The organism is Bradyrhizobium sp. SZCCHNS2022 (assembly GCF_032377575.1).
GTDB classification, from domain to species: Bacteria; Pseudomonadota; Alphaproteobacteria; order Rhizobiales; family Xanthobacteraceae; genus Bradyrhizobium; species Bradyrhizobium aeschynomenes.
Genome location: NZ_JAUHHZ010000001.1, coordinates 2,680,991 through 2,701,141, shown reverse-complemented (window position 1 = coordinate 2,701,141; position 20,151 = coordinate 2,680,991). Strand labels below are relative to the sequence as shown.

Genomic DNA, 20,151 nt, shown 5'->3' with positions numbered 1-20,151 from the left:
TGCAAGCAGCCGGCACCGGCGCGATTCCGGCGCATGGAGCGCACGTATCCGTGAGACAGCCGCAGTTGCGACGTATTGCAGCGGTCTCTAATGTGACGCTTTAACGATACGTCCCCCGAGGAAAACTCATGGCTCATTCGTTTCGACTGTCGATGGGAGCGCTCGCCCTCGCGGCGATGACGTTCGGTCCGGCGCAGGCCGGGGCGGGCGTGCCGTTCCTGCCGCACCAGGCGCTCTATGATCTCAGCCTCGTGAAGTCGCGCGGATCGAGTCCGGTCAACAGCGCGCGGGGCCGCATCCTCTACAATTTCACCGGCAATGCCTGTACCGGCTACACCTCGGAATTCCGCCAGGTCTCGGAGCTCGATCTCGGCGAGGGCAAGGTGACGTTGAGCGATCTGCGCTCGACGGCGTGGGAGGACGGTGCGGGCAAGAGCTATCGCTTCAAGATCGACTCGCGAATGAACGACCAGGCCTCGAGCCCTGTCGACGGCATGGCCGAGCGCACCGGCGATCACATCACCGTCAAGCTCAAGCAGCCCGAGGCGAAGACCTTCACGCTCGACGGCTCCACCGTGTTTCCGACCGAGCAGATCCAGCGCATCATTGCTGCCGCGCGCGAAGGCAAGTCGCTGCTCGAGCTGTCGGTCTATGACGGCTCCGACAATGGCGAGAAGGTCTACAACACGCTGACCGTCATCGGCGCGGCCGTGCCGGGCGACAAGGCCGCCGCCAAGCCGGATGCCTCGACCGACAACAACGAGATGAAGACGATGACGCGCTGGCCGGTGACGGTCAGCTATTACGACCGCGATGCCAAGCGGACTGAGGGCGAGCAGACGCCGGTCTATGCGATGTCGTTCGAGCTCTACGAGAACGGCGTCTCGCGCGCGCTCGTGCTGGACTACAACGACTTCGTCATTTCCGGCGCGCTCGGCAAGTTCGACGTCAAGGACGCCAAGGATTCCAAGTCCTGCAGCAACTGACCGCGTCGTCATTCGGTCGGCTCCGGGCCGTCATAGGCGATGCCGCGGATGACCGCGGCTTGGCCGAATTTCTTTCGCAAGGCATCCATCGCGCGCTCGGCCGAGGCCGAGCGGCGGTCGAGCATATCGGTGTCGGACGCCTCCGAGCCCGGGCGTAGCGCGCTGACGCCGGCGCCCATCAGCCGAAACGCGGTGCCGTCGGTCTCCCGCGCCAGCATCTCCTTGCAGATGGCGAAGATCTTGCCGGCGAGCTGCGTCGGCGCCGCGATCGACTGCGAGCGGGTGCGCTGGCGGAAATCCGCCGTCTTCAGCTTCAAGGTGATGGTGGAGCCGGCGAGCTGGCTCGATTTGAGGCGCGCGGACACCTTCTCCGACAATCGCCACAGCATCTTTTCCAGGGTCGCATAGTCGCGGATGTCGGTGTCGAAAGTGGTCTCGCTGGAGATCGTCTTGGCGCCGCGATCGGCCACGACCTTGCGATCGTCGATGCCGCGCGCCAGCCGCCACAGCCTGCGGCCGTCGCCGCCGAACTGCTTCATCAGCTCGATCTCGTCGGCCCGCTGCAGGTCGGCGATGGTGCGGAAGCCCTGGTTCGCCAGCCGCTGCTGGGTCGCCGGACCGACGCCGAAGATGAAGCCGACCGGCTTGCTGGCCAGCATCATCACGGCCTCGTCCTGGTCGAGCGCGGCGAAGCCGCGCGGCTTGTCGAGGTCGGAGGCGATCTTGGCCAGGAACTTGTTGCAGGACAGCCCGACCGAGACGGTGATGCCGATGGTCCGTTCGATCTCGCGGGCGAAGCGCGCCAGCACCTTGGCCGCGATCATGCCGTGGACGCGCTCGGTGCCGGCGAGATCCAGGAACGCCTCGTCGATCGACAGCGGCTCGACCAATGGCGTCAGCGCCTGCATCGCCTGGCGAACCTCGCGGCCGACGCGAACATATTTGGCCATGTCTGGGCGAATCACCGCCGCCGACGGGCACAGCTCCAGCGCCTTGAACATCGGCATGGCCGAGCGTACGCCATAGGTGCGGGCGATATAGCAGGCGGCCGACACCACGCCGCGCTTGCCGCCGCCGATGATGACGGGCCGGTCGGCCACTTCGGGATTGTCGCGCTTCTCGACGGTCGCATAGAAGGCGTCGCAGTCGATATGCGCCAGCGTCAGCTGGGGCAAAGCGCGGTGCCGGACGAGGCGCGGCGAGCCACAGGCGGTGCAGCGGCGCGCGCTGGAGGCGAGATCCGACAGGCAGTCGCGGCAGAAGCAGGTCGGCCCGCTGACCGCGTGCGACGCTCCCTCTGGCGCTGGCGGCATCACGGCACGTCGCGCTCCCACTGCCGGTCGCCCAATACCTGCCTTGCTGCCATGATATTGGTCGGATGTAACTTGGAGTGGGCGGCAAAAGCCTTTACCGTCTCGTCGTCGCGCAGCACGAAATCGAGCACGCTGACCAGGAATTGCGGGTCGGCGGCCGAGGATCGCAGCGTTTCCGGCCCAATCCCGGTCTCGGCCAGGAACCGGCCCAGCCGCTCCGGTTCCCCGGCGAGGAAAGAGAGGGCCTGAACTGCAACGATTTCAGCGACTTCGCGCGGATTTCGAACGGGCTTTTTCAACGGCGCATTTGCCTTTCCATTAACTTGTCGTCTCTACTTTGCGCGCATCATGCCCGAGTCTTCGAAGCGGGTTCAAGCAAGTGGAAACCATCTCGGGCAAAGATGGAATGCCGCCTTAACAGCTTTGAACGAATCTGGGGCTAGTTTGAATTAGATCAGGTGCGGTGGACAGAGGTCCACCGGAGGACATGCCGGTGTCAGTGATTCGGAGGGGCGGATGGGCAAGACCGTCCTGATCGTGGAAGACAATGAGCTCAACATGAAGCTCTTCCGCGATCTGTTGGAGGCCCACGGTTACCAGACGTCCGGCACCTCCAGCGGCGTGGAGGCGCTCGACATCGTGCGCCGGACCCGCCCCGATCTGATCCTGATGGACATCCAGTTGCCGCAGGTCTCGGGCCTGGAGGTGACGAAATGGATCAAGGACGATCCCGATCTGCGCGCGATCCCGGTGGTCGCGGTGACCGCTTTTGCCATGAAGGGCGACGAGGAGCGCATCCGCGAGGGTGGCTGCGAAGCCTATCTTTCCAAGCCGATCTCGGTCGGAAAATTCATTGAAACCGTGCGACGTTTTATCGGCTGAGGAGTTTCTGCAGTGTCCGCGCGCATCCTTGTGGTCGACGACGTCCCCGCCAACGTCAAGCTGTTGGAGGCGCGGCTGTCGGCCGAATATTTCGACGTGCTGACCGCCTCGAACGGCGCCGAGGCGCTGCAGATCTGCCAGCGCGCCGAATGCGACATCATCCTGCTCGACGTCATGATGCCGGACATGGACGGCTTCGAGGTCTGCCGGCGGCTGAAGTCGAATCCGGCGACGCATTTCATTCCCGTGGTGATGGTGACGGCGCTGGACAGCCCGTCCGACCGTGTGCGCGGCCTGGAGGCCGGTGCCGACGATTTTCTCACCAAGCCGGTGTCCGACGTCGTGCTGATCGCGCGCGTGCGTTCGCTGACGCGGCTGAAGATGATGACCGACGAGTTGCGCATGCGTGCGCTCACCTCGCTCGAGATCGGCGTCCAGGCACCGGAGCGCAGCGCGGTCGCCGACGCCGGCCGGGGCGGCAAGATCCTCCTGGTCGACGACCGGCCGTCGTCCTACGAGCGGCTCGGGCCGATGCTGGCGACCGAGCATTCCGTCGACGTCGAGACGAATCCATCGGAGGCGGTGTTCAACGCCGCCGAGGGCAATTACGACCTCGTCATCGTCTCGCTCGACCTCAATGATTTCGACGGCCTGCGGCTGTGCAGCCAGTTGCGCTCGCTGGAGCGCACGCGTCATGTGCCGATCCTGGCCATCGCCGAGGCCGAGAACAATTCGCGGCTGCTGCGCGGGCTGGAGATCGGCGTCAACGACTACCTGTTGCGCCCGGTCGACAAGAATGAGCTGCTGGCCCGCGCCCGCACTCAGATCCGCAAGCGCCGCTACACCGATCATCTGCGCGACAACGTCCAGAACTCGATCGAGATGGCGATCACCGACGCGCTGACGGGCCTGCACAACCGCCGCTACATGGAGACGCATCTGGCGACCCTGGCCGACCAGGCGGCGAGCCGCGGCAAGCCGCTGGCGCTGATGATGCTCGACATCGACTACTTCAAGTCGATCAACGACAATTACGGCCATGATGCCGGCGACGACGTGCTGCGCGAGTTCGCGATGCGGGTGCGCAAGTCGATCCGCGGCATCGATCTCGCGTGCCGCTATGGCGGCGAGGAGTTCGTGATCGTGATGCCGGAGACCGACCTGCACGTCGCCGGCATGGTCGCCGAGCGCCTGCGCCGCTCCGTCGCCAACGAGCCGTTCTCGGTCCACAAGGGCGAGAAGCGCATCGAGGTCACGGTCTCGATCGGGCTGTCGACCCTGGAGCAGAAGGGTGAGCCGATCGCCGACGTCATGAAGCGCGCCGACACTGCGCTGTACCGTGCCAAGAACGAAGGCCGCAACCGCGCTGTCGCGATCGCCCCGGTGCATCCGCCGGCGCCGTTCCTGCCGCAGGCCGCGGGCAGGGGAAGATAGAGGGCAGGGGCGCTGCGCCGCTCTATCACTCCGAATGCGTTGATCGCGAGCGGCCATACCCTCTCCACACGTCATTCCGGGGCGCGCGTAGCGCGAGCCCGGAATCCATAGTCACGAACGGCTCTGTGTCGCGAGGTGCCAGTGGCGGCTGCCTTCGCCAAACCACGGCTCGTGGTTGTGGATTCCGGGCTCGCGACTGCGTCGCGCCCCGGAATGACGGCGAGTGTGTAGCGACATTCTTCCACACACGGCGTCTCATCCTCGCCGCGCCTCCGCGCCCGAGCTGTGCCCATCAAAACCCCCTTCGAGAACAGAGGGCGCAGGGAAGGCCGGGTGCTGGTCGCACCCATGGTCCGCGTGCAGCAAAAAAAGCACGCGGCAGAACCACAGGTACGAGCCGAACATCCGGCCTTCCCTGCGCGATGGCTTTACGGCTTACTCCGTGCTCTCCCCGGGGACCGGCTGTCTTGCCCCCGTCACCAGCGCGCTCGTCGCAGCGCCCGCTTGGCCTCAGCGTCGGGAGGCCAGGACCACACGGCTTCACCGTGCGCGTCAGGATGTTCGTCCGCGCGGACAAGCCACGCTGCACCCCGAAACGCCCACCGCACCCCACCTCACGCTCGTGACGATCGCGATGCGCCCCTCTTGGCGAGGTGGGATGAGCGACGTGTAGCACATCTTTCGGAAAAACGAAAGATGAAAATTGCGGTTGGAGTGCCCATCACGGCGATCATGTTGAGATCATTTGAAAAGTTGGTTTTTTGGAGCGGCGCTCTCCCGGAGGCTGCTGGGCGCCGGGTCGATTTCTGAGCGCGCGAAGCTTCAGGATGGCTGATGATGGTCACGCCAGGATTGATCGGCCTGCGAGCTTCGTTGATCTCGTGCTAACATGCGCTCCCAGGACGGTTCGTGATCTCTGGAGACTGCCATGAAGGCGCTTCGTATCGGTGCTCTGAGTGGTGGGCTGATGGTGTGCGGACTCCTGATCCTCTACGCCTTCGGTGTCGAGACCAATACCGTGGTGTTGGGACTCTTGGGAGGTGTTGCCGCATGGTTGGCTGGCTTCATCGAGGACCGTTTCATGGCCGCTCGGCCGGTGCCGTAGGGCGGATCAGTGCCAGTGCCGTAGGGCGGATGAGCGGAGCGTAATCCGCCATTTCACGGGCGGACAAGCGGCGGATTACGCTGCGCTCATCCGCCCTACGACACGTCGCAAAGTCATCAGCTCGAAATACTCCCGTCAGAGATGTGCCGTCATGCGGAACATCTCTTGATTTCATTCGATATCGGTGGTATCCAGGTCCCATGAGCACATCGATCCGCATCGTCAACTTCGATCACATGACCCGCTTCGGCCGGGCCATGGAAGGAGTCGCGCGCTAGGAGATCGACGACGCGATGTTCTCACCAGGCCCCGCCGGCATCGGACGGGGCCTTTTCGTTTGGCCTTTGCTCGCTGCCGGCACAACAGCAGGAGCGGAGCATGCCACCCCACCAGACCAACTCGACGATCGATGCCGGGCACGTGTCAGGGCTCACGGTCGATCTCTCGATCGCGTCAGTCACCGATGCGATCAGCAGCGTGCAGCCATCGACGCAGTCCGAGACGTCCCTCGCAGCGTTGCGAGAGGTGTTGTCGGAGAAGGACGCGGCCGGCCCGCCGGCCACGCCGACCTGGCTGATCATCCGCCTGATCGGCCGATGCTGGCGCGCCGTTCAAGCATGGCAACGCCGCGAGTACGTGCGGGCAAGCCTCTACGAGCTGAGCGAACGCGAGCTGACCGACATCGGCGTCACGCGTGCCGAGATCGAGCACATCGCCGCGCTGCAGACGCTCGACGGGTTGAGGCATGACCCGCGATTTCTGAGGGACGTCTCGCGTCGGGGAATGTAGTCGGCCGCTCGCTGTGGCGACGCAGGACAGTCGACCAAGAGCGCGAGATGGTCGCCGCGACGTCATTGCGAGCGTCAGCGAAGCAATCCAGGGGCTTCACGCGCGACTCTGGATTGCTTCGCTTGCGCTCGCAATGACGGAGGAGAGACCGAGCGGCTCTTTCGAATAGATCTCGTCAGGCGATCGTGCGTGCAGAGTTCGGCAGCGGTCGAGCCTCGCGCATGGGTGCTCATCTGTGGGCGCAGGAACTACATGCCTTGATCTGGCGCAATCTTCATGGTACTTGCAAACTATGATCAACGTCGTGCGCCATTCCTACCGCAAAAATACGACCCGCTGCAGCCGGGCCGTGGGAGGAGTCGTGCGCTAGGATTTCGACGACACGATCATTCCACCAGGCCCCGCCGGCATCGGACGGGGCCTTTTTGTTGGGCCACGCTCCCTGCCGGCATCACTCAGCAGGAGCGACCGATGCCACCTCAGACCCACCTCACCGCCGAGATCGCGCGCGATGCCGCCACGCGCAATCGTCCCCTCACATTGGTGAAGAACGCGGCGCACCAGGCGCCAGCCGCGCCGCGCTCAGAGGCATCCGCCACGGTGCTGCGCGATGTGGTGTCGGAAAAGAATGCAGCCGGGCCGCCGGGCGGCGCGGCTTCCTGGCTGTTCAGAGGGATTGCACGCTCTTGGCACGCGTTTCAGGACAGCTGCCGGCGCCGGAGAATGAGACTCCACTTGCGTGACCTGAGCGAGGCACAGCTGATCGACATCGGGCTCTCGCAAGGCGACCTCGACCATCTCGCAGCCCACCGCGCCCTCGAGCGGCTCAGATACGACATGGCGAATACCCTGATGTCCCGCGGCGTGATGTAGTCGTGGAGGAGACGCGGTGCTTGTCGGCAGGGCGGATCTGTGGAGGTCTGCCCTGACGTGCCGCCGCTTGTCCCAGGTGACGCGCCTCATGGATGAGCCGTGCTGCTTGCGACACCGTCATTGCGAGCGCAGCGAAGCAATCCAGGGCCGGGCAAGGACTGGATTGCTTCGCTGCGCTCGCAATGACGGTGTACTGGTCACGCGTCTCATTCCATGTGGTGCTCACGTGCAATCGCCTTTCGCGCTATCATCGCCAGTAACGATGGACAAACGAGACGATCCATGACCCAACATATCGGCATCGTCGGTTGCTCCGCCGAGGGCGCGGCGCTGTGTTACCGCACGATCTGCAAGGAGGGCGCCGACCGGCTCGGACCGCACGCGCACCCCGAAGTGTCGATGCACACGCCGTCGCTGGCCGACTATGTCAGATGCCTCGATCGCGGCGATCTCGCCGGTGTGGCCGAACTCATGCTGGCCTCCGCGCGCAAGCTCGCCGCGGCCGGCGCGGATTTCCTGATCTGCCCGGACAACACCATCCACCAGGCATTGCCGCTGGTGCTGCCGCGCTCACCGTTGCCATGGCTTGATATCGCCGACGAGGTCGCACAGGAGGCTGTCAGGCGGGGCTATCGGCACGTCGGGATCACCGGCACGCAATGGCTCGTCGACAGCAACGTCTATCCCGACCGACTGAGTACGCATGGCCTCAGCTTCGAGCGTCCGGATGAGGCCGACCGAATCACCGCGAATCGCATCATCATGGACGAGCTGGTCAACGGCCGCGTCGAGCCGTCCTCCATCGCGGCGTTTCAGGCGATCATCGCGCGGCTGAAGGCGAAAGGCTGCGATGCCGTCGCGCTCGGCTGCACCGAGATCCCGCTGATCATCGACGACAACAATTCGCCATTGCCGACCCTGGATTCGACGCGGCTGCTGGCCCGCGCCGCGTTGGCGCGGGCGCTCGCCTAGGTCTCGGGCAGTGGGCGCCGCGGAGGCGTCGGCTGCTGCCAGAGTTCCGCCGGAACCGCCCGGCGCTGCGGACGTTTGTCTGGGCCCCAAGGAGGAGCCCCAATGACAAAGCTGATGTTCGCGGTTGCCGTATTGTCTGTCCTGCCGTCCTTCGCCATGGCGCAGGGCCATATGGGCACGCCGCAGGAGCAGAAGGCGTGCGCGCCCGACGCCAAGCGCCTCTGTCGCGCTCAGCTCGGCGACGATTTCGGCGTGCAGAATTGTTTGATGCAGAACCGCGCCAAGCTGAGCAAGCGCTGCTCGGCGGTGTTCCAGAGCCACGGCATGTAGTCGCCGCGCAGCTTACGCGGCGCGCACCTTCCGCAAGAACTTCTCCAACTCGTCCTTCAGCCGATCGCTCTCGCGTGACAGCGAGTGCGCTGACGTGAGCACCTGCGAGGAGGCGGAGCCGGTGGCGTCGGCCCCCTTGCTGACGTCGCCGATGTTGCCGGCGACGCGGGCGGTGCCGCCGGCGACCTCCTGGACGTTGCGCGAGATCTGTCCCGTCGCCGCGCCCTGCTGCTCGACGGCGGCGGCGATGCCGGCCGCGATCTCCGAGATGTGCTGGATGGTGCCGCCGATTTGCTTGATCGAGGCGACCGAAGACTGCGTCGCGTTCTGGATGCCTTCGATCTGCTGGCCGATCTCCTCGGTGGCCTTGGCGGTCTGCGACGCCAGCGCCTTGACCTCGGAGGCGACCACCGCAAAGCCGCGGCCGGCATCACCGGCGCGCGCCGCCTCGATGGTGGCGTTCAAGGCGAGCAAATTGGTCTGGGCGGCGATCGAGGTGATCAACTTCAGCACGTCGCCGATGCGCTCGGCCGTGCGCGATAATTCGCTGATCCCGACATCGGTCTGCTCGATCTGGCGCACCGCTTCCTTGGCGATGCTGGTCGATTCGGTGACGCGGCGGCCGATCTCGTGGACGGAGGACGTCATCTCTCCCGCCGCCGATGCGACCGACTGCACGGTGGCCGAGACCTGGCCGGAGGCGGCGGCGGCGCTGGTCGACAGCTGCTGGGTCTGCTCGGCGGTCTTGCTCAGCGTATTGGCGGAGACCTCGAGGCTGCGCGCGTCCGCGTGAACCTTGTTGATGATCTGGCCGACGGTCGACTCGAACTCATCGGCCATGCGCTGCATGGCGACGTGCTGCTCGGTCTTGGCGGCGTCGAGATAGACCGAGATCGCGAGGTCCATGTCGATCATGGCTGCCTTCGTGATCGCGGCCTGCAACGCGGCCTTCTTCTCGCGGGCGGCCTGGCCGCCGAACCAGCCGTCGGAGAGCTCGGTCTCGATCGCCTTCTGCAGGCCGGTGACGATCAGCGAGTAGCCGGCGATGTACCAGCGGGGCTCCAGCCCCATCCGGTTGTGGGCGAGGCCGATCCGGGTGACGGACTTCACATAGGCGTCGTCGAACTTGGCCGTCGCCAGCGACATCCAATGCTCGAACTGTGCCTTGGAGGCGTGCCGCATCGCCGCCTGGCCGGAGAACATCTTGGCGAGCGACGGCACCTTGCCGACATGGGCGTAGAACTGATCGAGCAGTCCGGGCAGCACCTTGCCGATCAGGGGCCGCAACTCGCGCAAGTGCTCTCTGGTGGCGTTGTCGATGCCGATGAAATCGAGACGGGATTTGAGAGTCGTCAGATCGGTCATCGGTGGTCCGCCCGTCAATCGATACGCAAGGGAGAAGCCCCGCTGCCGGGTGCCTCGTTACCCCAGAATTGCACGGGTTTGGTTGATGGTTCCTTACGACCGGAACCCGGATTTCAACTGATCGGGGAATGTGAGCGGGATGCAGCGGGCAGGGCAGTCAGCCGCGACGGGTCCAGCGCGGAATGCGCAATAAAAAACGGGGCCGAAACGGCCCCGTGGAAGTCGTAAGCAGATCCGCGATCTTACTTGATCTTGGCTTCGCGGAATTCGACGTGCTTGCGCGCGACCGGGTCGTACTTCTTCTTGACCATCTTGTCGGTCATGGTGCGCGAATTCTTCTTGGCGACGTAATAGAAGCCGGTGTTGGCGGTCGACACGAGCTTGACCTTGATGGTGACCGCTTTGGCCATGTCTTGAACCTCTGGTATCGGGATCGGGGGTGGGCACCGGCCAAAGAGGGGGCGCCGTTGGCCGGCAACCTACCCAGCCAGCCCTCAAAGTCAAGGTTCGCCGGGCAGAATCTGCGCCTCTAGGCCGGGAAGAACCGGTTTTTCGGCCGCGGCAGGCCGAGATTGTCGCGCAAAGTGGGGCCTTCATACTCCGTCCGGAAGATCCCGCGGCGCTGCAGCTCGGGAATCACCTTGTCGACGAAGTCGTCCAGCCCGGCCGGGAGGAACGGGAACATGATGTTGAAGCCGTCAGAGCCGCGGCTTTCCAGCCAGTCCTGCATCTGATCGGCGATCGTCTTGGCCGTGCCGACGAAGGCGAGCCCGCCATAGCCGCCGACCCGCTGCGCCAGCTGCCGCACCGTGAGCTTGTCGCGGGCGGCGACGTCGACCAGGCGCTGGCGGCCGCTCTTGGAGGCGTTGGTCTCGGGGATCTCGGGCAGCGGGCCGTCCGGATCGAAGCCGGAGGCATCGGTGCCGAGGATGACGGAGAGCGAGGCGGTCGCGCTGTCGTAGTGCACTTTGCTGTCGAGCAGAGCGCGCTTCTCTTTCGCTTCATCGACGCTGTCGCCGACCACGACGAAGGCGCCGGGCAGGATCTTCAGATGCTCCGGATTGCGGCCGATCGTCTCCATGCGGCCCTTGATGTCGGCATAGAGCTTCTGTGCGTCCGCGAGGCTGCCGCCGCCGGTGAACACGGCCTCCGCCGTCTCGGCGGCGAGCTGTTTGCCATCCTCGGAGGCGCCGGCCTGCACGATGACCGGCCAGCCCTGCACCGGGCGGGCGATGTTCAGCGGCCCGCGAACCTTGAGGTATTTGCCCTTGTGGTCGAGCACATGCATCTTCTGGGGATCGAAGAACAGCCCACTCTCGACATCGCGCACGAAGGCGTCGTCGGCGAAGGAATCCCACAGGCCGGTGACGACGTCGTAGAACTCGCGGGCGCGCTTGTAGCGCTCAGCATGCTCCATGTGATCGTCGAGGCCGAAATTCAGCGCCGCATCGGGGTTCGACGTCGTCACGATATTCCAGCCGGCACGGCCGCCGGAGATGTGGTCGAGCGAGGCGAAGCGGCGGGCGACGTGATAGGGCTCGTCGAACGTGGTGGAGCCCGTCGCGATCAGGCCGATGTGCTCGGTGACGGCCGACAGCGCCGAGAGCAACGTGAACGGCTCGAACGAGGTCACGGTGTGGCTGCGCTTGAGCGCATCGATCGGCATGTTGAGCACGGCGAGATGATCGGCCATGAAGAAGGCGTCGAACTTGCCGGCCTCGAGCTTGCGGATCAGCTGCTTGAGATGGCCGAAATTGAAATTGGCATCCGGCCAGGCGCCGGGATAGCGCCACGCGCCGGTGTGGATCGAGACCGGGCGCATGAACGCGCCGAGCTTGAGTTGACGAGGGGCCATGAGGGCGTCCGAGGATGGTTGCTGTCTTTGAGGAGATAGGAACCTCGTGACCGCATGTCAGCAACTCGCCGCAGAACACGATTTCGTTTTTCATCTCGCGCGTAGCACGCGCATGCCAATGTTGGCCGACCAGCCAATCCAAATAACGCTGTCGTCCCGGCGAACGCCGGGATCCATACCTCCAGGGAGGAGTTCGAGGCCGGCTGGTCATTGGCATTTGGTGCCCATCACGTCCGCCGCGGGATATGGGTCCCGGATCGGCGCCGCGTCGCGCGACGCGCGTCACGGCTTGTCCGGGGCGACACTTCTTGTGGGCAGGACCTCCATCTCAACTCAAGGCACGCGGCGATCAGAAGCCTTTGCCCGGCTGCTCAGCCTAATTCCCCCGTGCGCGTTCGTCGAACGCCGAGAGTACGGCGAGCGTCATGGCCGTGACGCCGGTCTCGATGGTCGGCTTCGGCACCGGCGCGAATTGCGGGGAGTGGTTCGGCGGCAGCGGCGGGCCGCTGCCGTTGCGGGCGGCGGCGACGCGCTCGGGTTCGTAGACCCCGATGCCGAAGAACATGGAGGGCACGCCGGCCGCCACGAACTCGGAATAGTCCTCGCTGGTGCTGGTCGGCGGAACCAGCATCAGCTTGTCGCCGAAGGCCGCCCGCAGCACCTTCTCGCCCGTCGCGACGACAGCTGAATCGTTCATGACGCCCTTGGCGCCCTCGGTGATCTCGATCTGCGGCGGCGGCGCATCCGCCATGGTCGCCACGGCTTTCGCCGTGCGCTCGATGCCCGCCACGATCCTCGCACGCACCTGCGGCTTGAAAGTTCTGATGGTGCCGACCACGAATGCGTTGTCGGGAATGATGTTGCCGGCGGTGCCGCCATGGATGGCGCCGACCGTGACGAGCCCGAACTCGGTCGGATTCTTTTCGCGGCTGATCACGCTCTGCACGTCGACCACGAAGCGCGCAGCCATCATCACCGGATCGATCGTCTGATGGGGCGCCGCGCCGTGGCCGCCCCGGCCGTGGAAACGAATGAACAGCCCATCCACGTTGGAGGAGCCGATCCCGACGCGATAGATCAGCGAGCCGTAGGCGAAGTCGCCATCATGGAGGGCGAAGCCGACATCGGGTTTCGGGAAGCGCGTAAACAGGCCGTCCGCCAGCATCGCCTTGGCGCCCGCGACGATCTCTTCCGCCGGCTGCGCGATGAACATCAGCGTGCCCTTCCACTTGTCCTTCAGGCCGACCAGCGTCCTGGCCGTGCCGACCCAGCTCGCCATGTGGACGTCGTGGCCGCAACTATGCGCGACGAAGGTCTCGCGTCCGTCCCAATTGGCCTTGTCGCGGCTTGCATAGGGCAGGCCGGTCTTCTCCTCCATCGGCAGCGCGTCGAGCTCGGTGCGCACCATGATCGTCGGGCCGTCGCCATTGCGGTAGAGCGCGACGAGCCCGGTCTTGCCGACCTTCTCGGTCACCTCGAAGCCGAGCGCGCGCATCTGCTCCGCGAGCTTCGCCGCGGTCTTGACCTCCTGGAAGGCCAGCTCCGGGTGGGCGTGCAGGTCTTTGTAGAGCTCGTCGAGGGCGGGGTAGTCGCGTTCGAGCGAAGCGGCGATGGTGCTCTTCAGCGCTGAGACGTCCAGCTCGGCATGCGCCGGCGCGGAGGCAAGGGCGATCAGTACGGTGGAGGCGAGCAAAAGGCGGCGGGACTGCGTCATGGATCGGCTCTCCGATGAACGCAGTCAGTCTAGTCCCGTTCAGCTCACCCGCCCAGCACGTCCTTCTGCATCCTGCCGCCGTAGAAGTGAAAGAAGGGCACGGGCGCGTCGTGGCGCAGCGGGCCGGTGGCCAAGCGCTTGTCGAGCTCGTGGAGGACGTTCCTGGTCATCGGGTGCAGATCGGCCAGCGGCTTGGAGCCGAGCTCGACCCAGACCAGCTCGACCAGCTCGGCATCGGCATGGATGACACCGTCGACGCGATGGGTGATGGCGGAGGCGTCGGCGGTGAAGAAGCGGGTGTCGAAACGCTTGATGCGGCCGGGCGGGGTGATGGCGCGGGCGATCAGGAACAGGCCGGAGGGATCGGGCAGGAGGCCGGCTTCCGAGAAAGGCGCCCACGGACCTTCGAGCTTCGGCGCGGGGCCGTCGACCTTGCGGCCGAGGCAGAGACCGGTTTCCTCGCAGGCCTCGCGGATCGCGGCGACGGCCAGCGACTTCGCGCGCGAGGCCGTGGTCTGCGGCTTGCCCTTGAACAGATTGGCTTCGAGCTCGGCCGGCATCGGAGCGGCGACCGGAATGCGGTGATCGGTCTTGTCGACGCGGCCGCCGGGGAAGACGAACTTGCCGGGCATGAACACGACCTTGTCGTGGCGCTTGCCGACCAGCACTTTCGGCACCGCGCCGCTGCGGTCGACCAGGATCAAGGTCGCGGCGTCGCGTGGCTTGGTGTAGGGATGATGATCCGCTTCCTTCTCGGCGGGCTTGCCCGCCGGCGCGCTCGTCGCCTGTACCGTCTCGCTCATATCCTCCCCTTCTTCTTATTAGTTCTTAAAGTCGCTCACACCGGCGGAATGCCTTCCACCGGATTGTCGTCGAAGCCGTGCATGCGGAACGCCCATTGCAGCCCGACGACGGCGCCCTTGACCGGCTGCAGCAGTGCGAGCGAGGCGATCAACGTCACCGGAAGATAGATCGCGAGTTGCAGCGCGACCGGCGGTGCGTAGTTGGTCTCGACCGACAGCACCAGCGGCACGATGATATGGCCGACGATGACGATCACGAGATAGGCGGGAAGATCATCGGCGCGATGGCCGGAGAAGTCCTGGCCGCAGCGGTCGCAGTTGTCGGCGACCTTCAGGAAGGCGCGGAACAGCTTGCCTTCGCCACAGCGCGGACAGCGGCCGCGGAGGCCATGCTTCATCGCCGTCCAGACGTCGCGCTTCTCGACGGCTCCGGCGTCGCGCGTCCAAGTCTGTGGCAAAGTCTGCGGCAATGCGCGGGGCGTTGAACTCATGGCGTCCATGATCTGCCTTTCTTCGATGTGCCGGGCTTGCGTTTTGCCCCTGCCTTTTGGCTTTTCTTACGGCTCTTTTCTTTACGCTTTGGATGAGCCTCGGACTTGCCCCGTTTGCTCGCCTTGGCGTTCGTCCCGACGGTAGTCTTGCGCCTGGGACCCGCGCCGCGCGGATGCCGCGACACCAGCACGTCGGCTTGGGTCAGCAGCTCGAAGCGCAGCGCACCGGCGACCGGTTGAGCTTCTACCAGACGCACGTCGACGACGTCACCCAGCCGGTGCATGGCACCGCTGCGCTGGCCGATCAGCGCGTGGCGGGTCTCGTCGTAATCGAAATATTCCGTGCCGAGGGTCCGGATCGGAACCAGGCCGTCGGCGCCGGTGTCGTCGAGCTTGATGAAGAGACCGGCGCGGGTGACGCCGGAAATGCGGCCCTGGAAGGTGGCGCCGACGCGATCGGCGAGGTGGTGTGCGATCAGCCGGTCGGCGGTCTCGCGCTCGGCCTTCATCGCCCGTCGCTCGGTCACCGAGATCTGCGCCGCGACCTCGGCCAGATGATCCGGCGTCTCGCTGTCGGGCAGGGCGCCGTCGCCGAGGCCCAGCGCGCGCAGCAGGCCGCGATGCACGACGAGGTCGGCGTAGCGGCGGATCGGCGAGGTGAAGTGGGCGTAGCGGCGCAAGTTCAGGCCGAAATGCCCGTAATTCTCCGAGGAGTACTCGGCTTGCGCCTGCGAGCGCAGCACGACCTCGTTGACGAGTTTTTCGTAATCCTGGCCGGCGACCAGCGTCAGCACGCGGTTGAACAGCGACGGCCGCAGCGCGCCCGATTTGGCGAAGGGCACGTCGAGCGTCTTCAGGAACTCCTGCAGCGCATGCACCTTCTCCACCGTCGGCTCGTCATGCACGCGGTAGATCAGCGGCAGCGCCTTCTTCTCCAGCGCTTCCGCCGCGGCGACGTTGGCGAGGATCATGAACTCCTCGATCAGCCTGTGCGCGTCGAGGCGCTCGGGCACGACGACGCGGTCGACGGTGCCGTCCTTCTTCAGCAGGATCTTGCGCTCGGGAAGGTCGAGGTCGAGCGGATCGCGCGCGTCGCGGCCGCGCTTGGCGACCTCATAGGCGGCGTAGAGCGGCTTCAGGATCGGCTCGAGCAGGGGACCCGTGACGTCATCCGGCTTGCCGTCAACAGCGGCCTGCGCCTGCGCGTAGGACAGCTTTGCCGCCGAGCGCATCAGCACGCGGTGGAACGAGTGCGAGCGCTTGCGGCCGTCGGCGCCGATCACCATGCGCACCGCGAGCGCGCCGCGCGCCTCGCCCGGCACCAGCGAGCACAGATTGTTGGAGATGCGCTCGGGCAGCATCGGCACGACGCGGTCGGGGAAGTAGACCGAGTTGCCGCGGATCAGCGCGTCGCGATCGAGCGCCGAGCCGGGACGCACGTAGTAGGCGACGTCGGCGATCGCGACGTGGAGAATGAAGCCGCCGACATTGTTCGGATCGGGATCCGGCTCGGCGTGAACGGCGTCGTCGTGATCCTTGGCGTCGGGCGGATCGATCGTGACCAGCGGCAGCTCACGCCAATCCTCGCGGCCCTTCAGGGTCGCGGGCTGCGCCGCTTCGGCTTCCGCAACGGCAGCAGCCGAGAAGTCCATCGGAATCTCGTGGGCGTGGATCGCGATCAGGCTGATCGCCTTCTCGGTCGCGACCGAGCCATAGCGCTCCTTCACCCGGCCCGACGGCAGGCCGTAGCCGCGGCCACGCAGCAGATCGACGCTGATGAGGTCGCCGTCCCTGGCATCCTTGGTATCGCCTGGCGCGATCGACAGCTCGCGTCCCGCCTGCTTCTTGTCGACGGGGATCAGGCGGCCGCCGCCGCCACCGGGATTGCTCTTGAAGATGCCGAGCACGCGGTTGCGCGCCTGGTCGAGCACCTTGAGCACGCGGCCGCGATAGGTGATCCCATCGGCGTCGTCGATGGGCTCGACGCGGAGCAAAGCGCGATCGCCGACGCCGGCGGTGGCGCCCGGCTTGGCGAGGCGAGACGCGTAGATGCGGATGCGCGGCGGCTCGGACTGCTCGGCCTCGTCCCATTCGGCGGGCTTGGCGATCAGCTCGCCGTCGCTGTCTCGCCCGGTGATGTCGGCCACCAGTGTGGCCGGCAATGTCGCGGGCTCGATGATCGTCTTGCGGCCGCCCTTCTTGACGGTGCCGTCGGCCACGAGCTCGCGCAGCAGCTGCTTGAGGGCGGCGCGATCGGCGTTCTTCAGGCCGAACTCACGCGCAATGTCCTTGGTGCCAACCTTGCCCGGGTTGGCGCGGATGAAGGCGACGATGGCCTCCCGCGGAGGGAAGCCGATGTCGCGCTTTTTGGTCATTTTCTCATCCGCGGGCCTTGCCGGCGCTCTTCTTGGGCGTGGCCTTGGTCGCGGGCTTGGCCGATGTCTTGGCGGCCTTGGCAACCGGCGCACGCGCCTTGCTGGTGGAGTCTGATTTCGGCTTGGCCGCGGCCTTCTTCGCAACCGCCTTCTTCGCCGGCTTCGGCGTGTCGTCGTCGCCGCCGGCCTTCGGCTTGGCGGCCGCCTTGGGCTTTGCAGCCTTCTTCGGAGCCTTGGCCTTGCCGCCGCCCTTGGCGGCGCGCTCGTCGATCAGGGCGATCGCCTCCGCAAGCGTGATCGTGTCCTTTTCCTTGTCGCCGGGAATGGTGGCGTTGACTCCACCAGCGGTGACATAGGCGCCGTAGCGGCCGGCCTTCACGGCAACGGGGCCGAGCGACGGATGATCGCCCAGCGCCTTGCCGGGATCGGCACCGAAACGCTTGCTCGGACCCTTGGCGACCTTCTCGGCGATCAGGGTGACGGCGCGATTGAGGCCGATGTCGAACACCTCGTCGCCGGCTTCCAGGCTCGCATAGGTCTTGTCGTGCTTCACGAACGGCCCGAAGCGGCCGAGGCCCGCCGTGATCGGAAGACCCGTCTCCGGATGCTTGCCGATCTCACGCGGCAGCGACAGCAGCTTCAGCGCCAGTTCGAGATCGACGTCCGAGGGCTGTGTGCCCTTCGGAATGCCGGCGCGCTTCGGCTTCTCGCCTTCGGCATAGTCCTTCTGCTCGCCGAGTTGGATGTAGGGCCCGAACCGGCCCGCCTTGACGGCGACCTCGAGGCCCGAGTCCGGATCCTGCCCGAGCATGCGATCGGCCGCGGCTTCGCTGTCCGCTGCGAGCGGACGGGTGTAGCGGCATTCCGGGTAGTTCGAGCAGCCGACGAAGGCGCCGAACTTACCGGCCTTCAGATTGAGCCGCCCGGTGCCGCAGGTCGGGCACTGCCGGACGTCGCCGCCATCCTCGCGCGGCGGATAGATGTGCGGACCCAGCATCTCGTCGAGCGCGTCGAGCACCTGCGCGACGCGCAGGTCCTTGATGTCGTCGACCGCGCCGATGAACCCGGTCCAGAAATCCTTGAGCACCTGCTGCCAGGCGATCTCGTTGTTGGAGATGCGGTCGAGCTGCTCCTCCAGATCCGCCGTGAAATCATACTCGACGTAGCGGCGGAAGAAGTTCTCCAGGAACGCGATGACGACGCGGCCTTTGTCCTCGCCGTGCAGCCGTTTCTTCTCCAGCTTCACATAGCCGCGGGCCTTCAGCACATCGAGGATCGAGGCATAGGTCGAGGGCCGGCCGATGCCGAGCTCCTCCATGCGCTTGACCAGCGACGCCTCCGAGAAGCGCGGCGGCGGCTCGGTGAAATGCTGGGTGACCGCGAGGTTCTGGCGCCTGAGCGGATCGTTCGGGCTCATCTGCGGCAGGCGGCGGCTGTCCTCGTCCTCCTCGTCGTCGCGGCCTTCCTGATAGAGCGCGAGGAAGCCGTCGAACTTGACGACCTGGCCGGTGGCGCGCAGCTCGAGCGTGCGCGCGCCCGCCTTGGCGATGATGTCGACCGTGGTGCGTTCCAGCTCGGCGGATTCCATCTGGCTCGCGATGGTCCGGGTCCAGATCAGCTCGTAGAGCTTGGCCTGGTCGTCATCGAGCCGCTTGCGCAGGTCGGCGGGCTTGCGCGACAGGTCGGTCGGACGGATCGCCTCGTGCGCCTCCTGGGCGTTCTTGGCCTTGGTCTGGTATTGGCGCGGGCTGTCCGGCACATATTTGTCGCCGTAGACCTCGCCGATCACCTTGCGCGCCTGGGTGATCGCGGAGCCGTCGATCTGCACGCCGTCGGTTCGCATATAAGTAATGAGACCGGTGGTCTCGCCGCCGATGTCGATGCCTTCATAGAGGCGCTGTGCGATGCGCATGGTGTGCGCCGGCGCGAAGCCGAGCTTGCGGCTCGCTTCCTGCTGCAGGGTGGAGGTGGTGAAGGGCGCCTGCGGATTGCGCCGCGCCGGCTTGGCGTCGACGGTCGCGACCGTGAAACTCGCGGCGTTCAGCGCGTTCTTGAAGTCCTCGGCCTCCGCTCCGGTGCCGATGTCGAGCCGCTGGATCTTCTTGCCGTCGGCGCCGACCAGGCGCGCCTCGAAGCTGTCGCCGCGCGGCGTCGCCAGAGTGGCGATCAGCGACCAGTATTCGCGCGGGACGAACTTCTCGATCTCGAGCTCGCGGTCGCAGACGAGGCGCAGCGCCACGGACTGCACGCGGCCGGCCGAGCGCGCGCCCGGCAGCTTGCGCCACAGCACGGGAGAGAGCGTGAAGCCGACGAGGTAATCTAGAGCGCGGCGCGCCATGTAGGCGTCGACCAGCGCGCCGTCGATCTGGCGCGGATTCTTCATCGCCTCCGAGACGGCCTGCTTGGTGATGGCGTTGAAGACGACGCGCTCGATCTTCTGATCCTTGAGCGCGCGTTTCTCCTTCAGGACTTCCAGCACGTGCCAGGAGATCGCCTCACCTTCGCGATCAGGGTCGGTGGCGAGAATCAGACGGTCTGCACCCTTCAGGGACTTGGCGATGTCATTGAGCCGGCCTGCCGCTTTGGGATCGACTTCCCAGATCATCCGAAAATTTTCGTCCGGATCGACGGAACCATTCTTGGCGGGGAGGTCGCGGACATGGCCGAACGAGGCCAGAACCTCGTAGGAGGAGCCCAGATACTTATTGATCGTCTTGGCCTTTGCAGGCGACTCCACGATGACGATGTTCATGTATTTCCAATGACTTAGTGGAAGGATTGAAGCCGGTTTCGCGGGATTCGCGCTCGGGCCGCTGATCCGAACATGGGTGGTGAGGAGGTTCCTGTCAAATCGAGGGGTGTTG

The 20,151-nt window shown here is 65.7% G+C and carries 18 protein-coding genes; 8 read left to right on the top strand and 10 right to left on the bottom strand.

Translation table 11 applies throughout. The annotated features are described in order from the left end of the window. The first annotated feature begins 128 nt into the window (after window positions 1–128). Entirely contained in the window at window positions 129–986 is an 858-nt protein-coding gene (locus tag QXZ94_RS12060; protein ID WP_315720585.1) for a cell envelope integrity EipB family protein, read from the top strand. Between the two features lie 8 nt (window positions 987–994). Here QXZ94_RS12060 and QXZ94_RS12055 read toward each other — a convergent pair whose 3' ends face one another. Together QXZ94_RS12055 and QXZ94_RS12050 are read right to left on the bottom strand one after the other, a co-directional pair. Next, window positions 995–2,299 (bottom strand): DNA polymerase IV, encoded by a 1,305-nt coding sequence (locus QXZ94_RS12055; RefSeq protein ID WP_315720584.1) that lies wholly within the window; start codon window positions 2,297–2,299, stop codon window positions 995–997. Then, complete coding sequence (locus QXZ94_RS12050) at window positions 2,299–2,598, bottom strand: DUF3572 domain-containing protein (protein ID WP_172113982.1); 300 nt, start codon at window positions 2,596–2,598, stop codon at window positions 2,299–2,301. Before QXZ94_RS12050 ends, QXZ94_RS12055 begins: the two co-directional genes overlap by 1 nt. A 217-nt stretch (window positions 2,599–2,815) precedes the next feature. On the opposite strand from QXZ94_RS12050, the gene QXZ94_RS12045 reads away from it, so the two are divergent. From QXZ94_RS12045 to QXZ94_RS12015, 7 genes are all read left to right on the top strand, one after another. Next, window positions 2,816–3,181, top strand: coding sequence for a response regulator (locus QXZ94_RS12045; protein ID WP_008964019.1), 366 nt, complete (start codon window positions 2,816–2,818; stop codon window positions 3,179–3,181). 12 nt (window positions 3,182–3,193) lie between these two features. Beyond that, window positions 3,194–4,615 carry a PleD family two-component system response regulator gene (locus QXZ94_RS12040; protein ID WP_315720583.1) on the top strand — a complete coding sequence of 474 codons (1,422 nt, stop codon included), beginning with the start codon at window positions 3,194–3,196 and terminating at the stop codon, window positions 4,613–4,615. Window positions 4,616–5,543: 928 nt separating this feature from the next. Further along, complete coding sequence (locus QXZ94_RS12035; RefSeq protein ID WP_315720582.1) at window positions 5,544–5,720, top strand: hypothetical protein; 177 nt, start codon at window positions 5,544–5,546, stop codon at window positions 5,718–5,720. A 378-nt stretch (window positions 5,721–6,098) separates the two neighbouring features. Then, a complete protein-coding gene (locus QXZ94_RS12030; protein WP_315720581.1) occupies window positions 6,099–6,509 on the top strand; it encodes a DUF1127 domain-containing protein in 411 nt (136 codons plus the stop codon). A gap of 276 nt (window positions 6,510–6,785) precedes the next feature. Further along, complete coding sequence (locus QXZ94_RS34405; RefSeq protein WP_409998742.1) at window positions 6,786–7,382, top strand: DUF1127 domain-containing protein; 597 nt, start codon at window positions 6,786–6,788, stop codon at window positions 7,380–7,382. 282 nt (window positions 7,383–7,664) lie between these two features. Then, the gene (locus tag QXZ94_RS12020) at window positions 7,665–8,354 is read left to right on the top strand and encodes an aspartate/glutamate racemase family protein (protein ID WP_315720579.1); all 690 of its coding nucleotides are present in this window, start codon (window positions 7,665–7,667) and stop codon (window positions 8,352–8,354) included. Window positions 8,355–8,456: 102 nt separating this feature from the next. Continuing rightward, window positions 8,457–8,684, top strand: coding sequence for a hypothetical protein (locus tag QXZ94_RS12015; protein ID WP_315720578.1), 228 nt, complete (start codon window positions 8,457–8,459; stop codon window positions 8,682–8,684). A 12-nt stretch (window positions 8,685–8,696) separates the two neighbouring features. On the opposite strand, the gene QXZ94_RS12010 is transcribed toward QXZ94_RS12015, so the two are convergent. The 8 genes from QXZ94_RS12010 to topA form a co-directional block, all read right to left on the bottom strand. Further along, window positions 8,697–10,049, bottom strand: coding sequence for a globin-coupled sensor protein (locus tag QXZ94_RS12010; RefSeq protein WP_315720577.1), 1,353 nt, complete (start codon window positions 10,047–10,049; stop codon window positions 8,697–8,699). 242 nt (window positions 10,050–10,291) lie between these two features. Next, a complete protein-coding gene (rpmG, locus tag QXZ94_RS12005) occupies window positions 10,292–10,459 on the bottom strand; it encodes a 50S ribosomal protein L33 (protein ID WP_315720576.1) in 168 nt (55 codons plus the stop codon). Between the two features lie 119 nt (window positions 10,460–10,578). Next, window positions 10,579–11,904, bottom strand: a complete 1,326-nt coding sequence (locus tag QXZ94_RS12000) for an LLM class flavin-dependent oxidoreductase (RefSeq protein WP_315720575.1) — start codon at window positions 11,902–11,904, stop codon at window positions 10,579–10,581. A gap of 376 nt (window positions 11,905–12,280) precedes the next feature. Then, window positions 12,281–13,618: an amidohydrolase gene (locus QXZ94_RS11995; RefSeq protein WP_315720574.1), complete on the bottom strand. Its 1,338-nt coding sequence runs from the start codon at window positions 13,616–13,618 to the stop codon at window positions 12,281–12,283. A gap of 44 nt (window positions 13,619–13,662) precedes the next feature. Further along, window positions 13,663–14,421 (bottom strand): NUDIX domain-containing protein, encoded by a 759-nt coding sequence (locus QXZ94_RS11990; protein WP_315720573.1) that lies wholly within the window; start codon window positions 14,419–14,421, stop codon window positions 13,663–13,665. 35 nt (window positions 14,422–14,456) lie between these two features. Beyond that, entirely contained in the window at window positions 14,457–14,912 is a 456-nt protein-coding gene (locus tag QXZ94_RS11985; RefSeq protein WP_315720572.1) for a DUF983 domain-containing protein, read from the bottom strand. Then, on the bottom strand, window positions 14,909–17,287 hold the full coding sequence (gene rnr / locus QXZ94_RS11980; RefSeq protein ID WP_315720571.1) for a ribonuclease R: 2,379 nt from the start codon (window positions 17,285–17,287) through the stop codon (window positions 14,909–14,911). Before rnr ends, QXZ94_RS11985 begins: the two co-directional genes overlap by 4 nt. A 4-nt stretch (window positions 17,288–17,291) precedes the next feature. Next, window positions 17,292–20,039 carry a type I DNA topoisomerase gene (gene topA, locus QXZ94_RS11975; RefSeq protein WP_315720570.1) on the bottom strand — a complete coding sequence of 916 codons (2,748 nt, stop codon included), beginning with the start codon at window positions 20,037–20,039 and terminating at the stop codon, window positions 17,292–17,294. Between the last annotated feature and the right edge of the window lie 112 nt (window positions 20,040–20,151).

Excerpts from the sequence above, each read along its gene's own strand:
- QXZ94_RS12060 (WP_315720585.1), top strand. The coding sequence starts at position 129 with ATGGCTCATTCGTTTCGACTGTCGATGGGAGCGCTCGCCCTCGCGGCG.
- QXZ94_RS12055 (WP_315720584.1), bottom strand. The coding sequence starts at position 2,299 with ATGCCGCCAGCGCCAGAGGGAGCGTCGCACGCGGTCAGCGGGCCGACC.
- QXZ94_RS12045 (WP_008964019.1), top strand. The coding sequence starts at position 2,816 with ATGGGCAAGACCGTCCTGATCGTGGAAGACAATGAGCTCAACATGAAG.
- QXZ94_RS12035 (WP_315720582.1), top strand. The coding sequence starts at position 5,544 with ATGAAGGCGCTTCGTATCGGTGCTCTGAGTGGTGGGCTGATGGTGTGC.
- QXZ94_RS12030 (WP_315720581.1), top strand. The coding sequence starts at position 6,099 with ATGCCACCCCACCAGACCAACTCGACGATCGATGCCGGGCACGTGTCA.
- QXZ94_RS34405 (WP_409998742.1), top strand. The coding sequence starts at position 6,786 with ATGGTACTTGCAAACTATGATCAACGTCGTGCGCCATTCCTACCGCAA.
- QXZ94_RS12020 (WP_315720579.1), top strand. The coding sequence starts at position 7,665 with ATGACCCAACATATCGGCATCGTCGGTTGCTCCGCCGAGGGCGCGGCG.
- QXZ94_RS12015 (WP_315720578.1), top strand. The coding sequence starts at position 8,457 with ATGACAAAGCTGATGTTCGCGGTTGCCGTATTGTCTGTCCTGCCGTCC.
- QXZ94_RS12010 (WP_315720577.1), bottom strand. The coding sequence starts at position 10,049 with ATGACCGATCTGACGACTCTCAAATCCCGTCTCGATTTCATCGGCATC.
- rpmG (WP_315720576.1), bottom strand. The coding sequence starts at position 10,459 with ATGGCCAAAGCGGTCACCATCAAGGTCAAGCTCGTGTCGACCGCCAAC.
- QXZ94_RS12000 (WP_315720575.1), bottom strand. The coding sequence starts at position 11,904 with ATGGCCCCTCGTCAACTCAAGCTCGGCGCGTTCATGCGCCCGGTCTCG.
- QXZ94_RS11995 (WP_315720574.1), bottom strand. The coding sequence starts at position 13,618 with ATGACGCAGTCCCGCCGCCTTTTGCTCGCCTCCACCGTACTGATCGCC.
- QXZ94_RS11990 (WP_315720573.1), bottom strand. The coding sequence starts at position 14,421 with ATGAGCGAGACGGTACAGGCGACGAGCGCGCCGGCGGGCAAGCCCGCC.
- QXZ94_RS11985 (WP_315720572.1), bottom strand. The coding sequence starts at position 14,912 with ATGAGTTCAACGCCCCGCGCATTGCCGCAGACTTTGCCACAGACTTGG.
- rnr (WP_315720571.1), bottom strand. The coding sequence starts at position 17,287 with ATGACCAAAAAGCGCGACATCGGCTTCCCTCCGCGGGAGGCCATCGTC.
- topA (WP_315720570.1), bottom strand. The coding sequence starts at position 20,039 with ATGAACATCGTCATCGTGGAGTCGCCTGCAAAGGCCAAGACGATCAAT.